This window comes from Lysobacter helvus (assembly GCF_018406645.1).
Lineage (GTDB): Bacteria > Pseudomonadota > Gammaproteobacteria > Xanthomonadales > Xanthomonadaceae > Noviluteimonas > Noviluteimonas caseinilytica.
Genome location: NZ_AP024546.1, coordinates 759,035 through 773,251, shown reverse-complemented (window position 1 = coordinate 773,251; position 14,217 = coordinate 759,035). Strand labels below are relative to the sequence as shown.

The following is a 14,217-nucleotide window of genomic DNA, read 5'->3' as shown; positions in this document are numbered from 1 at the left end:
CCGCCGGACGACGAGCCCCGCTCGTGGTCAGGGAGGGGTTTTTCGCGCGGGGACTCTCCCCTCATTGGTGACGCATGAACTTCCACGAATACCAGGCGAAGCAGTTGTTTGCCGACTACGGCATCGCGGTCCCGGCCGGGCGCGTTGCGCGCACGCCGGAGGAGGCCGTCGACGCGGCCAAGGCCATCGGCGGCGATTTCTGGGTGGTCAAGGCCCAGATCCACGCGGGCGGCCGCGGCAAGGCCGGCGGCGTGAAGCTCGCCAAGACCTACGACGAAGTGCGCGACTACGCCAAGGGCATGCTCGGCACGAAGATGGAAACCTACCAGTCGGCCGGCGTCGCCCTGCCGGTGGATTGCGTGCTGATCACCCAGGCCACCGACATCGCGCAGGAGCTGTACTTGTCGGTGCTGGTCGATCGCTCGAGCAAGGCGATCACCTTCATCGCCTCGGCCGACGGCGGCGTGGAAATCGAAAAGACGGCGGAAGAAAACCCGGACGCCATCAAGACGCTGCACGTGAACTACGTGCAGGGCCTGCAGCCCTACCAGTGCCGCGAGATGGGCTTCGCGCTCGGCCTGAACGCCAAGCAGGTGAACCAGCTGACGAAGATCATGCTGGGCCTGGCGAAGCTGTTCAACGAGAAGGACCTGGCGCTGGTCGAACTCAACCCGCTGGCGATCATGACCGACGGCAACCTCGCGGTCCTCGACGGCAAGATCAACTCCGACGACAACGCGACGTTCCGCCATCCGGAACTCGCCGCGATGCGCGACATCCGCCAGGAAGACGAGACCGAAGTGCTCGCCAGCCAGCACGACCTCAACTACGTGACCATGGACGGCAACATCGGCTGCATGGTCAACGGCGCGGGCCTTGCGATGGCGACGATGGACGTCATCAAGCTCAATGGCGGCGAGCCGGCCAACTTCCTCGACGTGGGCGGCGGCGCCACCAAGGAACGCGTGACCGAAGCCTTCAAGCTGATCCTGCGCGACGCGCACATCAAGGCGATCTTCGTGAACATCTTCGGCGGCATCGTCCGCTGCGACATGATCGCCGAGGGCATCATCGCGGCGGTCAAGGAAGTCGACGTCAAGGTGCCGGTGATCGTGCGCCTGGAAGGCACGAACGTCGAAGCCGGCAAGGAGATCCTCAAGAATTCGGGACTGGCGATCATCGCCGCCGACGACATCAACGACGGCGCGAAGAAGGCGGTTGCTGCCGCCGCCCGCAAGTAAGGACCCGACACATGAGCGTTTTGATCAACAAGAACACGAAGGTGATCGTGCAGGGCTTCACCGGCTCGCAGGGCACCTTCCACGCCGAACAGATGGTCGATTACGGCACCCAGGTGGTCGGCGGCGTCACGCCGGGCAAGGGCGGCACCACGCACCTGGACCTGCCGGTGTTCAACACCGTGCGCGAAGCGGTCGACGCCACCGGCGCCGATGCGTCCGTGATCTACGTGCCGCCGCCGTTCGCGGCCGACGCGATCCTGGAAGCCGCCGATGCGGGCATCAAGGTGATCGTGTGCATCACCGAAGGCATCCCGGTGCTCGACATGCTGCGCGTCAAGAACACGCTGGCCGGGTACGACGACGTCGTGCTGGTCGGTCCGAACTGCCCCGGCGTGATCACGCCCGGCGAGTGCAAGATCGGCATCATGCCGGGCCACATCCACATGCCGGGCAAGATCGGCATCGTGTCGCGCTCGGGCACGCTGACGTACGAAGCGGTGAAGCAGACCACCGACGTCGGCCTCGGCCAGTCCACCTGCATCGGCATCGGCGGCGACCCGATCAACGGCACCAACTTCATCGACGCGCTGAAGTGGTTCCAGGACGACCCGCAGACCGAAGGCATCATCATGGTCGGTGAGATCGGCGGCAGCGCCGAAGAAGAAGCGGCGGAATTCATTTCGCAGTACGTGACCAAGCCGGTCGTGGGCTTCATCGCCGGTGCCTCCGCGCCGAAGGGCAAGCGCATGGGCCACGCGGGCGCGATCGCCTCCGGCGGCAAGGGCACGGCCGAAGGCAAGTTCGAAGCGATGGAAAAGGCCGGCGTCACCACGGTGAAGTCGCCGGGCGACCTGGGTGCGGCGATCGCGGCGCGCCTGAAGAAGTAAGCCTTCCTGCTTGAGCCCCTCTCCTTCCAGGAGAGGGGTTGGGGAGAGGTCCGCCGACGAAGCAGGACACTCCGTTGACACGCCAGCCGCCACTTTGCGGCATGGCCTCGACCGACCCCAACGTCCAATCCGCCGAAGAAGGCGGCCTGGTCTACGTCTCCGACAGCGATCCGGGCCTGCGCCGCCGCCGCGCCGGCAAGGGGTTCGCATACCTCGATGCCGCCGGTCGCGTGGTCCGCGATCCCGCCACGCTGCAACGCATCCGCAAGCTCGCCATCCCGCCCGCGTATCGCGACGTGTGGATCTGCACGCGTTCCAACGGACACCTGCAGGCCACCGGGCGCGACGCGCGCGGCCGCAAGCAATACCGCTACCACGCGCGCTGGTCGGAAGTGCGCGATGCCGAAAAGTTCGACCGCATCATCGCCTTCGGCGCCGCGTTGCCGCACCTGCGCCGCGCGCTGCGCCGCGACCTCGGCCTGCCGGGATTGCCGCGCGAGAAAGTCACCGCGATCGTCGTCGGCATCATGGCCGACACGCTGGTGCGCATCGGCAACGACGAATACGCGAAGGACAACAAGTCGTTCGGCCTGACCACGCTGCGCAACCGCCACGTCGAATTCCTCAAGGGCGGACGCATGCGCATGCGCTTCCGCGGCAAGAGCGGGCTGGAGCACGACGTGGTGCTCAACGATGCGCGCCTGTCGCGCATCGTGCGCCGCATCCAGCAGCTGCGCGGGCAGCAGTTGTTCCAGTACGAAGACGACGAGGGCAATCCGCAGCCCGTCGACTCCGGCACGGTGAACGACTACCTGCAGACCGCGATGGGCGGCGAATTCACCGCGAAGGATTTCCGCACCTGGAGCGGCACGCTGAGCGCGCTGCGCCTGCTCGCCGTGCAGGAGGTCCCGCGCAAGGCCAACGGCACCGTCAACGCGCGCGTGGCGACGGCGTTGTGCAACACGGTGGTGAAGTCGGTGGCCGAGTCCCTGCGCAACACGCCGGCGGTGTGCCGGAAGTCGTACATCGATCCGGTGGTGTTCGCGGCGTGGGAAGACGGGCGCCTGCAGCGCGCGGCCGGCAACGCGAAGGGCCCGCGACAGTGGGAGCAGGCGGCGCTGCGGTTGCTGCGGGCCGCGCGGCGCGAGGCGAAGCAACGGCCCAGGGCGAAAGGCAACGGCAAATCCGCCGCGAAGTGACGCGATACACTGCGCGTCCCCGCGTGGGCAGGAGACCCGGATGACGCTTCGGATCGCGATGGCGCAGTGCGATTTCCCGGTCGGCGCGATCGCCGCCAACGCCGCGCGCATCGTGCGCCTGGCGGCGCAGGCGCGCGACGAGCACGGCGCCGACGTCATCCTGTTCCCCGAGCTCGCCCTCAGCGGCTACCCGCCGGAAGACCTCCTGCTGCGCCCGCGCTTCCTCGCCGATTGCGAGGCCGCGATGCAGGCGATCGCGAGCGAAGTGCGCGGCATCGTCGCCGTCGTCGGCTGGCCGCAGGCCGCGGGCGCGGTGGTCTACAACGCCGCCAGCGTGCTGCGCGACGGCGCGATCGAACAGACCTACCGCAAGCGCGAACTCCCCAACTACGCCGTGTTCGACGAACGCCGCTACTTCGACGTCGACCCCGACGGCGAACCGTGCATGTTCGAGCTCGACGGCGCGCGCATCGGCCTGGTGATCTGCGAAGACCTGTGGTTCCCCGAGCCGCTCGCGCGCACGGTCGACGCCGGCGCGCAACTCGTGCTGGTGCCCAACGCCTCGCCGTTCGAACGCGACAAGCACGCGCAGCGCGATGGCCTGCTGGCGGAGCGTGTCGCCGAATCCGGCGTCGCCCTCGCGTATCTCAATACGGTCGGCGGGCAGGACGCGGTCGTGTTCGATGGTGCGTCGGTGATCGCCGACGGCGACGGCACCGTGCATGCGGCGGCGCGCGCGTTCGAAAACCACCTGTTGATCGCGGACTTCGATCCGGACACGCGCAAGTTCGCGCCCGTGCACTGGCCCGCGGAAGACGACGAAGGCCGCGACGCGCTCGCCTGGCGCGCGATCGTGCGCGGCACGCGCGATTACTGCGCGAAGAACGGGTTCGACAAGGTGTGGCTGGGCCTGTCCGGCGGGCTGGATTCGTCCGTCGTGCTCGCCATCGCCGTCGATGCGATCGGCGCGGAGAACGTCACCGCCGTGCGCTTGCCGTCGCGCTTTACCGCGGACCTGTCGAACGACCTCGCCGCCGTGCAATGCAAATCGCTCGGCGTGCGGCTGGAAACCGTCTCGATCGAAGCGCCGTTCAAGGGCTTCATGGAAGCGCTGGGCCCGTTGTTCGCCGATCGCGCGCCCGACGTGGCGGAAGAGAACCTGCAATCGCGCAGCCGCGGCGTGCTGCTGATGGCGCTGTCGAACAAGTTCGGCGGCCTCCTGCTCACCACCGGCAACAAGAGCGAGTACGCGGTGGGCTACGCCACGATCTACGGCGACATGTGCGGCGGCTACGCGCCGATCAAGGACCTGTACAAGACCGAGGTGTACGACCTCGCGCGCTGGCGCAATGCCGCAGGCGGCGCGGCGCCGCATGGCGGGCTGGCGATCCCCGAGGGCGTGATCGATCGCCCGCCGTCGGCGGAGCTGCGCGAAAACCAGAAAGACCAGGATTCGCTGCCCCCCTACGACGTGCTGGACGCAATCCTCTATCGCCACATCGACCAGGAACAGGCGCGCGACGAGATCGTCGCCGCGGGCTTCGACGCCGCCACGGTGGAACGCGTGCTGCGGCTGGTGCGCATCAGCGAATGGAAGCGCCACCAGGCCGCGCCGGGCCCGAAGGTGTCGCGCCGCGCCTTCGGCCGCGAACGCCGTTATCCGATCACCAACGGATATTCGTAGCCCAAACAAAAACCCCCGCGATCGCGGGGGTTTTCAGTTCAACTCCTGGAACGACCTCAGTCGTGCCCCGCCGCGCTCTTCTCGCCCGCGAACGGGTTGAGCTTGCGGAAGTTGGACGGATAGTCCGGCCAGTCGCCCGTGAGCCACGGGTGCTTGGGATCGTTCTGCTCCAGCACGCGCCGGGCATCGTTGGCCAGCGCCGTGTTGCCGAGCTTGGTGTAGGCCTCGCCCAGCACAGCGACCGCGTCGTTCTGGTGCCTGGTCTGCGGATACGTCTCCAGCAGGTACTTCGCGCGCTCGATCGCCGCCACGTTGGCGCCGCGGCGCAGGTAGTACAGCGCCGTGTCGAGCTCGTGCTTCGCGAACAGGTTGCGCAGGTCGATCATCCGCTGGCCCGCGTCGGCGGCGTAGCGGCTGTTCGGGTAGCGCTCGGCCACGATCGAGAAGTCGTTGTAGGCCTGCATCGGCGTGGACAGGTCGCGGTTGCTCATCTGCAGGTCGAAGACCTTCGACAGGAAGATGGCGTTGCGCGTGGAGTTGGACAGCCCGCGCAGGTAATAGAAGTACGCGATGTTGCGATGCGTGGGATAGGTGCGGATGAAGCGGTCGATCGTGGAGATCGCGTCGTCGTGCTTGCCCGACTTGAACTCCGCGTACGCCATTTCCATCAGCGCCTGCTCGGTGTACGCACCGTACGGGTACTGGGCGACGAGGCGCTGGAAGGTTTCGGTCGCGCTGGCCCAGCGCTCTTCGCGCATGTAGCCGTGGGCCTTGTCGTAGATCACCTCGACCGGCTGGCCCTCGTTCTTGTTCTCGTCCTTCCACAGCTTGCTGAACTTGGAGCAGCCCGAGGTGGCCAGCACCAGGGCGATCAGCAGGAACAGCAGGGGGCGCAGCGTCATGGAGCGATGAGTCATGGACGGGAAGCCGGGTGAGGGGCGCTTGGGGCGCGAGGCGCGGATAATACCAGTCCGCCACAACTGCCCGGGGCCGACGTTCGGTACCGCGCCTGAACCGGACTTGCGCATGAGCACCCCCGAGCTGGACCCCATCAACGAGACCTCCCCGGAGGCGGAACCGCGCTTCGCGGTGGTGCCCGACAGTGCGGCGGGGCGGCGGTTCGACGCCGTGCTGGCCGAATTGTTCCCCGAGTTTTCGCGTTCGCGCCTGTCCGAGTGGATCAAGACCGGCGACGCCCTGCTGGAAGGCAAGCAGGTGCGCGGCCGCGATCCGGTGCGCGGCGGGGAGTCGGTCTCGCTGATCGTGGTCCTGGACATCCAGACCACCGCCGCCCCCGAGGACATCCCGCTCGACGTGCTCTACGAGGACGAGGCGGTGTTCGTCCTCGACAAGCCCGCCGGCCTGGTGGTGCACCCCGGGGCAGGCAATCCGACCGGCACGCTGGTGAATGCGCTGCTCCATCGCGACCCCGGCCTCTCCGCGCTGCCGCGCGCCGGCATCGTGCATCGCCTCGACAAGGACACCTCCGGCGTCATGGTGGTCGCGCGCACGCTGCCGGCGCACACCGCGCTGGTCGAACAGCTCGCCTCGCGCGGCGTGCATCGCCAGTACCTCGCCGTCGTCGTGGGTGCGCTGGTGTCCGGCGGCACCGCCAACCTGGCGATCGACCGCCATCCGCGCGACCGCATCAAGATGGCCGTGCGCGAGGACGGCCGCGAAGCCATCACGCATTACCGGCTGCGCGAACGCTTCCGCGCGCACACCGCCCTGGAATGCCGCCTGGAGACGGGCCGCACGCACCAGATCCGCGTGCACATGGCGCACCTGAAGCATCCGATCGTCGGCGATCCGCTGTACGGCGGCCCGCTGAAGCTGCCGCGCGGCGCGACGCCCGAACTGATCGAAGCCCTGCGCACGTTCAAGCGGCAGGCGCTGCATGCGGAAACGTTGGAGTTCACGCATCCCACGACGGGCGAACCGGTGCGCTGCACGGCGCCGGTGCCGGCGGACATGCGCGGCTTGATGGATGCGCTGCGCGATGACGCGCGGGCTGCGGTGGAGAAGGGCAAGTAATGCAGTCGGCCCGTCATTCCCGCGAAGGCGGGAATCCAGAGGGTGCGGTGCTACGTGCGGCGTGGCCGATGTCTCCGGGCATCGTCACCTTCACGACCCTGCGCTTCGGCGCAGGCCACTCGTTGCCGCCCTTCGACACCTTCAACCTCGGCCTCCGCAGCGGCGACGACGCCTCCTCCGTTGAACAGAACCGTCGCGACCTGATCGAACGCTTCGCCTTGCCCTCCGCGCCCCGCTGGATCCGCCAGGTGCACGGCACGCACGTCGCGGTCGAACCGGAGACCGATGAACCCGAAGCCGACGCAGCCCTCACGCGCACGCCCGGCACCGTCCTCGCCATCCTCACCGCGGATTGCATGCCGGTCGTGTTCGCCTCGCGCAACGCCGACGAACTCGCCGCCGCCCACGCCGGTTGGCGCGGCCTCGCCGCCGGCGTGCTCGAAACCACGCTCGATGCCATGCGCACGCCGCGCGAGGACATCGTCGCGTGGCTCGGGCCCGCGGCCGGCGTGGCGTCGTATGAGATCGGGGAAGAAGTGCACGACGCCTTCGTGTCGCAATCGCGCGACGCCGAACGCGCCTTCTTCGCGACACGCCCCGGCCATTGGCGCGTGGACCTCTACGCACTCGCGCGGCAACGCCTCGCCCGCGCCGGCATCACCGACATCCACGGCGGCGACTTCGACACGATCGCCGACCCGCGCTTCTACTCGCACCGCCGCGACCAGCGCACCGGTCGCATGGCGACGATCGCGTGGATCGCGCCTTGAGCACGCCGCTGTTCCGCCGGCTCCTCGGCACCAGGTTCGATACGCTTCCGCCCCAGCTCCGTGCCTTGCATGCGATCGACACGCAGGCGACCTGGCGCGGCGAAGCCTCGATCCTGCGCGGCACGAATCCGCTCGCGCGGCTGTGCGCCGCGATGACCGGCCTGCCGCCGTCGCGCCACGCCGTCCCGACCACCATCGTGTTTTCCATCCACGACGATGCAGAAACGTGGGCGCGCGATTTCGGCGGCGCCCGCCTGCGTTCGCGTTGCACCGCGCGCGACGGTTTCCTGCACGAGCGCCTCGGCCCGATGACGTTCCGCTTCGCGCTGGACGCCCGCGACGACGAGATCCATTGGCGCACCGCCGGCGTGCGGTTGCTCGGCGTTTTGCCGCTGCCCGCGCGCTGGTTCGCCGACGTGCGTTGCCGCGAGCGCGAACACGCAGGGCGCTACGAATTCCTGGTCGAAGCCGCGATGCCGGTGATCGGCCGCCTCATCCGTTACGAGGGTTGGCTTGTCCCCGCCTGACGCCCGCGCCGTGATCGTGTTCGACGGCACGTGCGTGCTGTGCAACGGCTGGATCGATTTCCTGTTGCGCCACGACCGGCGCGGGCGCTATCGCTTCGCGGCGATGCAGGCACCGTCCGGACGCACGTTGCTCGCCACGCACGGGCTGGATCCGGACGATCCGTCGTCGTTCCTGCTGATCGAAGGCGAACACGCGTATCGCGATGTCGACGGCATTCGTCGCGTGCTCACCGGCTTGGGGGGTGCGTGGCGTGCCGCGCACGTGTTGCGACTGATCCCGGGTGCGGTGGGCGATCCGCTGTATCGCATGCTCGCGCGCAACCGCTATCGCTGGTTCGGCCGCCATGCGGCGTGCCGCGTGCCGTCGCCGGCGGAGGCCGAACGCTTCCTGCAGTAGCTAGGCGCCGCCGTTCGCCATCGACACCACGCGTTCGCGCGCCTGCTGCGCCAATGCATTCCGCGCCTGCACCGACATCCCCTCGGTCGCGATCGGATCGCCGAAGCGCACCACTATCGTCCCCGGCCGCACGCGGAAGCCCGACGGCGGCAACACTGCGCCGCTGCCCGTGATCGTCACCGGCACCACCGGCACGCCTGCTTCGATCGCGACCTGGAACGCACCGCCCTTGAACGCGCCGACGTGGCCGTCCTTGCTGCGCGTGCCTTCGGGGAACGCCACCAGCGTCGCGCCGTCGCGCAACTTGTCGACGGCATCGCCGAGCTTGCGCCGCGCATCGCGCGCATTGCCGCGATCGATGAACACCATGCCCATCGCGCGCGCATACCAGCCCACGAACGGCACCATCGCCAGTTCGCGCTTGAGCATGAAACGCAACGGCGCCGGCACCGCGCGGAACAACACGACGATGTCCATCATCGACGCGTGGTTGCTGACGAGCACGAGCGGCTTGTCCCAGGCGACGCGATCGGTGCCTTCGACCACCAGGTCCACGCCCGCGCCGCCCAGCAACAACGGCGCCCAGTACCAGCGGGCCATGCGCAGCGCGGGCGCCGGGCCCCGGAGGAGGGCGACCAGCAGCGCGACCGGGATCCCGGCGACGGTGAAGACGATGAGGGCGAACAATTGCAGCGCATTGAGCGCAAACCACCCCGCGGCCGGCAGGAATGCCGGGAGCGTGGGCCGGATGACCACGGCCATGCAGCAGGACCTCAGGGAAAGACAGGACGAAAGGATGCGGAGGATACCGGGCCCGGCGCCTTGCATCCCGTCTCCACGGCCGCATCTGCAGGCTATTCGCCGGCCCGGCGCCGGGCCTCACGTTTCCAGGAGCTTCCATTCCCATGCGCATGGACAAACTCACCTCGCGCTTCCAGCAAGCGCTGTCCGACGCCCAGTCGCTGGCCGTGGGCCGCGACCACAGCGTCATCGAACCGGCGCACCTGCTCGCTGCGCTGATCGACCAGCAGGGCGGCGGCACGCGCCCGCTGCTCACCCAGGCCGGCGTGAACGTGCCGCTGCTGCGCGAACGCCTCGGCGAAGCGCTCGACAAATTGCCGAAGGTCTCCGGCCAGGCCGGCAACGTCAGCGTCTCCAACGACCTGGCGCGTTTGCTCAACGTCACCGACAAGCTCGCGCAGCAGAAGGGCGATGCGTTCATCGCGAGCGAGTTGTTCCTGCTGGCCGCCATCGATGACAACGGCGACGCCGGCCGCGCGCTGAAGGCCGCGGGCGCGACCAAGCAGAAACTCGACGCCGCCATCGACGCGATGCGCGGCGGCGAGAAAGTGCAGGACGAAAACGCCGAAGACCAGCGCCAGGCGCTGGCGAAGTACACGATCGACCTCACCACGCGCGCCGAGTCCGGCAAGCTCGATCCGGTGATTGGCCGCGACGAGGAAATCCGCCGCACCATCCAGGTCCTGCAGCGCCGCACGAAGAACAACCCCGTGCTGATCGGCGAGCCGGGCGTGGGCAAGACCGCGATCGTCGAAGGCCTGGCGCAACGCATCATCAACGGCGAAGTGCCCGAAGGATTGAAGGGCAAGCGCGTGCTGTCGCTCGACATGGGCGCGCTGATCGCCGGCGCGAAGTTCCGCGGCGAATTCGAGGAGCGCCTGAAGGCCGTCCTCAACGACCTGGCGAAGAACGAAGGCCAGATCATTCTGTTCATCGACGAGCTGCACACGATGGTCGGCGCGGGCAAGGCCGAAGGTGCGATGGATGCCGGCAACATGCTCAAGCCCGCGCTCGCGCGCGGCGAACTGCATTGCATCGGCGCCACCACGCTCGACGAATACCGCAAGTACGTCGAGAAGGACGCTGCGCTGGAGCGCCGTTTCCAGAAAGTGTTCGTCGGCGAGCCGAGCGTGGAAGACACCATCGCGATCCTGCGTGGTTTGAAGGAGCGCTATGCGGTGCACCACGGCGTGGAGATCACCGATCCCGCGATCGTCGCCGCGGCCACGCTGTCGCATCGCTACATCGCCGACCGCCAGTTGCCCGACAAGGCCATCGACCTGATGGACGAAGCGGCCTCGCGCATCCGCATGGAGATCGATTCCAAGCCGGAGGAACTGGATCGCAAGGAACGCCGCCTCATCCAGCTGAAGATCCAGCGCGAAGCCCTGAAGAAGGAAAAGGACGCCGAATCGAAGCAGCGCCTGGCGGACCTGGAAGACGAGATCGCGCGCCTGGAGCGCGAGTTCAACGATCTCGAGGAAGTGTGGAAGGCCGAGAAGGCCACGCTGCAGGGCGCAACCAAACTCAAGGAACAGATCGAGCAGGCCAAGCTCGAACTGGAAGCGGCGCAGCGCAAGCAGGACTTCGCGAAGATGAGCGAAATCCAGTACGGCCGCATCCCGGAACTGGAAAAACAATTGCAGGCCGCGCAGGAAGCCGAATCGAAGGGCTTCACGCTGCTGCAGGACAAGGTGACCGCCGAAGAAATCGCCGAAGTCGTGTCGCGCTGGACGGGCATCCCCGTCAGCAAGATGCTCGAAGGCGAGCGCGAGAAGCTGCTGAAGATGGAAGAACAGCTGCAGAAGCGCGTCATCGGCCAGGCCGAAGCGGTGCGCGCGGTGTCCGATGCGATCCGCCGTTCGCGCGCGGGGCTGAGCGATCCCAATCGCCCGAATGGGTCGTTCCTGTTCCTCGGCCCCACGGGCGTGGGCAAGACGGAACTCACGAAGGCGCTCGCGGATTTCCTGTTCGATTCGTCGGACGCGATGGTGCGCATCGACATGAGCGAGTTCATGGAGAAGCACTCGGTCGCGCGCTTGATCGGCGCGCCCCCGGGCTATGTCGGGTACGAAGAAGGCGGCTATCTCACCGAAGCGGTGCGTCGCCGCCCGTACAGCGTGATCCTGCTCGATGAAGTCGAGAAGGCGCATCCGGACGTGTTCAACATCCTGCTGCAGGTGCTCGACGACGGGCGCCTGACGGACGGGCAGGGGCGCACGGTCGATTTCCGCAACACGGTGATCGTGATGACGTCCAACCTGGGCTCGCAGATGATCCAGGAGCTGTATTCCGACGACTCGGCCGAGAGCTACACGCAGATGAAGGCCGCCGTGATGGGCGCGGTGCAGGCGCACTTCCGCCCGGAGTTCATCAACCGGCTCGACGACATCGTGGTCTTCCATCCGCTGTCGAAGGCGCAGATCCGCGAGATCGCCCGCATCCAGACGCAGTACCTGGACAAGCGCCTGGCCGAGCGCGGGATCCGCATCGAGATCGGCGATTCGGCGCTGCAGCTGCTGGGCAACGTCGGCTTCGACCCGGTCTACGGCGCGCGGCCGCTCAAGCGGGCGATCCAGCAGCAGCTGGAGAATCCGCTGGCGACGAAGATCCTGGGCGGGGAGTTCGGGAGCGGGGATTCCATCGTCGTCGAGGCGGAGGGCGGGCACCTGGTGTTCCGGAAAGCCTGAATGGCGGGACCGGGGACAGGGACCGGGGACCAGGGGGAAGCAAGAGCTGTCAAACTGCGCCCCCGCTTTTCCCCGGTCCCTGGTCCCCAGTCCCCGGTCCCGGCTCCTCTAGAATTCCGCCCCCATGATTTCCTTCCGCAATTTCGCTCTCCGCCGCGGCGAGCGCCTCCTCCTGTCCGATGTCGACCTCACCCTGCACGCCGGCTGGCGCGTGGGCGTGGTCGGCCGCAACGGCACGGGCAAGACCTCGTTGTTCGCCGCCCTGATGGGCGAGGTGGAGCCGGACAAGGGCGACCTGGACCTGCCCGGCAAGGCGCGCATCGCCTGGGTGGCGCAGGAAACCCCGTCGCTCCCGGATTCGGCGATCGACTTCGTGCTGTCCGGCGACCAGGCCGTGCACGACGCGATCCAGATGGAAGCCAACGCGTTCGCGAACGAAGACTGGGAAGCGGTCGCGGTGGCGCACCACAAGCTCGAAGAGTTGAACGGCTACGACGCCACCGCGCGCGCGGGCCGGTTGCTGCATGGCCTGGGCTTCCCCGCGGAAACGCATTCGAAGGCGGTGTCCGACTTCTCCGGCGGCTGGCGCGTGCGCCTCAACGTCGCGCGCGCGCTGATGACGCCGAGCGACCTGCTGCTGCTCGACGAACCGACGAACCACCTCGACCTCGACGCCGTGCTGTGGCTCGAACAGTGGCTGCTGCGTTATCCCGGCACGCTGCTGGTGATCTCGCACGACCGCGAGTTCCTCGACAACATCACCACGCACACGCTGCACCTGCACGAAGGCCGCGCGAAGCTCTACACCGGCGACTACACCGCGTTCGAGCGCCAGCGCGCCGAACAGCTGCGCCAGCAGCAGATCGCGCACGAGAAGGAACAGATCGAACGCGCGCACCTGCAATCCTTCATCGATCGCTTCAAGGCCAAGGCCAGCAAGGCCAAGCAGGCGCAGTCGCGCATGAAGCGCCTGGCGAAGCTGTCGGGCACCGAGGCGGTGCGCGCCGAGCGTTCGCTGCGCATCGAATTCCCCGCGCCGCAGCGCCTGCCGAATTCGCTCGTGCGTTTGAACCACGTCGATGCCGGCTATGGCGACGTGCGCATCCTGCGCGACGTGGGCTTCGGCCTCGAAGCGGGCGATCGCGTCGGCTTGCTCGGCCCGAACGGCGCGGGTAAATCGACGCTGGTGAAGACGCTGGTCGGCGAGTTGCCGTTGATCGACGGCGAACGCAACGCGCATCCCGACATGCGCATCGGCTACTTCGCGCAGCACACGGTCGAATCGCTGATGGCGGGGCAGACGCCCATCGATCATTTGCGCAAGGTGGCGGGCGACCTGCCGACGCAGCAGTTCCGCGATTTCCTCGGCAAGTGGAATTTCCCCGGCGACCGCGCGTTCGAATCGATCGACGGGTTCTCCGGCGGCGAGAAGGCGCGCCTGGCGCTCGCGATGATCGCGTTCAAGCAACCGAACGTGCTGCTGCTCGACGAACCGACGAATCACCTGGACCTCGACATGCGCGAAGCGCTGGCCGAAGCGCTCAGCGATTTCGACGGTGCGATCGTGCTCGTCTCGCACGACCGCCACTTGATCGGCCTGGTGTGCGACACCTTCGTGCGCGTGGCCGACGGCAAGGTGGAAGCCTTCGACGGCGACCTGGACGAATACGCCGCGTGGCTGCGTTCGCGCCCGGGCAGCGAATCGGCGAAGGCCGACAAGCAGGCCAAGGCCGCGCCGGCCCCCGCGCCCGCACCGGTCAAGAAGCCCGCCGGCAAGACCAATCCGCACGCGTTGGCGAAGGCCGAAGCGCGCGTGGCGGACCTGGAATCGCGCATCGCGACGTTGGATTCCAGCCTCGCCGACCCCAAGGTGTATGCCGACGCGGCGAAGGCCGCCGACCTGGGCCGCCAGCAGGCCCAGTTGCGCGAAGACCTCGCGCGCGCCGAAGCCGATTTGCTCGCCCTCTACGAAACCGCCTGATACGCC

General features: G+C 67.8%; 12 protein-coding genes. 10 read left to right on the top strand and 2 right to left on the bottom strand.

Annotated features, from left to right (window positions below; translation table 11 throughout):
* Positions 1–74: 74 nt before the first annotated feature.
* The 4 genes from sucC (at position 75) to LYSHEL_RS03885 (ending at position 5,011) form a co-directional block, all read left to right on the top strand.
* Entirely contained in the window at positions 75–1,241 is a 1,167-nt protein-coding gene (sucC, locus tag LYSHEL_RS03900; protein ID WP_213435854.1) for an ADP-forming succinate--CoA ligase subunit beta, read from the top strand.
* A gap of 11 nt (positions 1,242–1,252) precedes the next feature.
* Entirely contained in the window at positions 1,253–2,128 is an 876-nt protein-coding gene (gene sucD / locus LYSHEL_RS03895) for a succinate--CoA ligase subunit alpha (protein WP_213435852.1), read from the top strand.
* Between the two features lie 101 nt (positions 2,129–2,229).
* The gene (locus LYSHEL_RS03890) at positions 2,230–3,327 is read left to right on the top strand and encodes a DNA topoisomerase IB (RefSeq protein WP_213435850.1); all 1,098 of its coding nucleotides are present in this window, start codon (positions 2,230–2,232) and stop codon (positions 3,325–3,327) included.
* Positions 3,328–3,367: 40 nt separating this feature from the next.
* The gene (locus LYSHEL_RS03885; protein WP_213435848.1) at positions 3,368–5,011 is read left to right on the top strand and encodes an NAD+ synthase; all 1,644 of its coding nucleotides are present in this window, start codon (positions 3,368–3,370) and stop codon (positions 5,009–5,011) included.
* Positions 5,012–5,067: 56 nt separating this feature from the next.
* On the opposite strand, the gene LYSHEL_RS03880 is transcribed toward LYSHEL_RS03885, so the two are convergent.
* Complete coding sequence (locus tag LYSHEL_RS03880; RefSeq protein ID WP_213435846.1) at positions 5,068–5,928, bottom strand: outer membrane protein assembly factor BamD; 861 nt, start codon at positions 5,926–5,928, stop codon at positions 5,068–5,070.
* Positions 5,929–6,037: 109 nt separating this feature from the next.
* On the opposite strand from LYSHEL_RS03880, the gene rluD reads away from it, so the two are divergent.
* From rluD to LYSHEL_RS03860, 4 genes are read left to right on the top strand one after another with little or no spacing between them, the layout of a single operon-like run.
* On the top strand, positions 6,038–7,045 hold the full coding sequence (rluD, locus tag LYSHEL_RS03875; protein WP_213435844.1) for a 23S rRNA pseudouridine(1911/1915/1917) synthase RluD: 1,008 nt from the start codon (positions 6,038–6,040) through the stop codon (positions 7,043–7,045).
* Positions 7,045–7,815, top strand: coding sequence for a peptidoglycan editing factor PgeF (pgeF, locus tag LYSHEL_RS03870; protein ID WP_407075156.1), 771 nt, complete (start codon positions 7,045–7,047; stop codon positions 7,813–7,815). Before rluD ends, pgeF begins: the two co-directional genes overlap by 1 nt.
* A complete protein-coding gene (locus LYSHEL_RS03865; protein ID WP_244858654.1) occupies positions 7,812–8,342 on the top strand; it encodes a DUF4166 domain-containing protein in 531 nt (176 codons plus the stop codon). Before pgeF ends, LYSHEL_RS03865 begins: the two co-directional genes overlap by 4 nt.
* A complete protein-coding gene (locus LYSHEL_RS03860) occupies positions 8,329–8,739 on the top strand; it encodes a thiol-disulfide oxidoreductase DCC family protein (RefSeq protein WP_213435838.1) in 411 nt (136 codons plus the stop codon). Before LYSHEL_RS03865 ends, LYSHEL_RS03860 begins: the two co-directional genes overlap by 14 nt.
* Here the strand turns inward: LYSHEL_RS03860 and LYSHEL_RS03855 are convergent, their stop codons facing one another.
* Positions 8,740–9,501 carry a lysophospholipid acyltransferase family protein gene (locus tag LYSHEL_RS03855; RefSeq protein WP_213435836.1) on the bottom strand — a complete coding sequence of 254 codons (762 nt, stop codon included), beginning with the start codon at positions 9,499–9,501 and terminating at the stop codon, positions 8,740–8,742. It abuts the gene before it with no gap.
* Between the two features lie 143 nt (positions 9,502–9,644).
* On the opposite strand from LYSHEL_RS03855, the gene clpB reads away from it, so the two are divergent.
* Complete coding sequence (gene clpB / locus LYSHEL_RS03850) at positions 9,645–12,230, top strand: ATP-dependent chaperone ClpB (RefSeq protein WP_213435834.1); 2,586 nt, start codon at positions 9,645–9,647, stop codon at positions 12,228–12,230.
* 124 nt (positions 12,231–12,354) lie between these two features.
* Positions 12,355–14,211: an ABC-F family ATP-binding cassette domain-containing protein gene (locus LYSHEL_RS03845; protein ID WP_213435831.1), complete on the top strand. Its 1,857-nt coding sequence runs from the start codon at positions 12,355–12,357 to the stop codon at positions 14,209–14,211.
* Positions 14,212–14,217: the final 6 nt, after the last annotated feature.

Bases quoted from the DNA above. Each gene is read 5' to 3' on its own strand.
- pgeF (WP_407075156.1), top strand. From the start codon at position 7,045: ATGCAGTCGGCCCGTCATTCCCGCGAAGGCGGGAATCCAGAGGGTGCG.
- sucC (WP_213435854.1), top strand. From the start codon at position 75: ATGAACTTCCACGAATACCAGGCGAAGCAGTTGTTTGCCGACTACGGC.
- rluD (WP_213435844.1), top strand. From the start codon at position 6,038: ATGAGCACCCCCGAGCTGGACCCCATCAACGAGACCTCCCCGGAGGCG.
- LYSHEL_RS03845 (WP_213435831.1), top strand. From the start codon at position 12,355: ATGATTTCCTTCCGCAATTTCGCTCTCCGCCGCGGCGAGCGCCTCCTC.
- sucD (WP_213435852.1), top strand. From the start codon at position 1,253: ATGAGCGTTTTGATCAACAAGAACACGAAGGTGATCGTGCAGGGCTTC.
- LYSHEL_RS03885 (WP_213435848.1), top strand. From the start codon at position 3,368: ATGACGCTTCGGATCGCGATGGCGCAGTGCGATTTCCCGGTCGGCGCG.
- clpB (WP_213435834.1), top strand. From the start codon at position 9,645: ATGCGCATGGACAAACTCACCTCGCGCTTCCAGCAAGCGCTGTCCGAC.
- LYSHEL_RS03880 (WP_213435846.1), bottom strand. From the start codon at position 5,928: ATGACTCATCGCTCCATGACGCTGCGCCCCCTGCTGTTCCTGCTGATC.
- LYSHEL_RS03855 (WP_213435836.1), bottom strand. From the start codon at position 9,501: ATGGCCGTGGTCATCCGGCCCACGCTCCCGGCATTCCTGCCGGCCGCG.
- LYSHEL_RS03890 (WP_213435850.1), top strand. From the start codon at position 2,230: ATGGCCTCGACCGACCCCAACGTCCAATCCGCCGAAGAAGGCGGCCTG.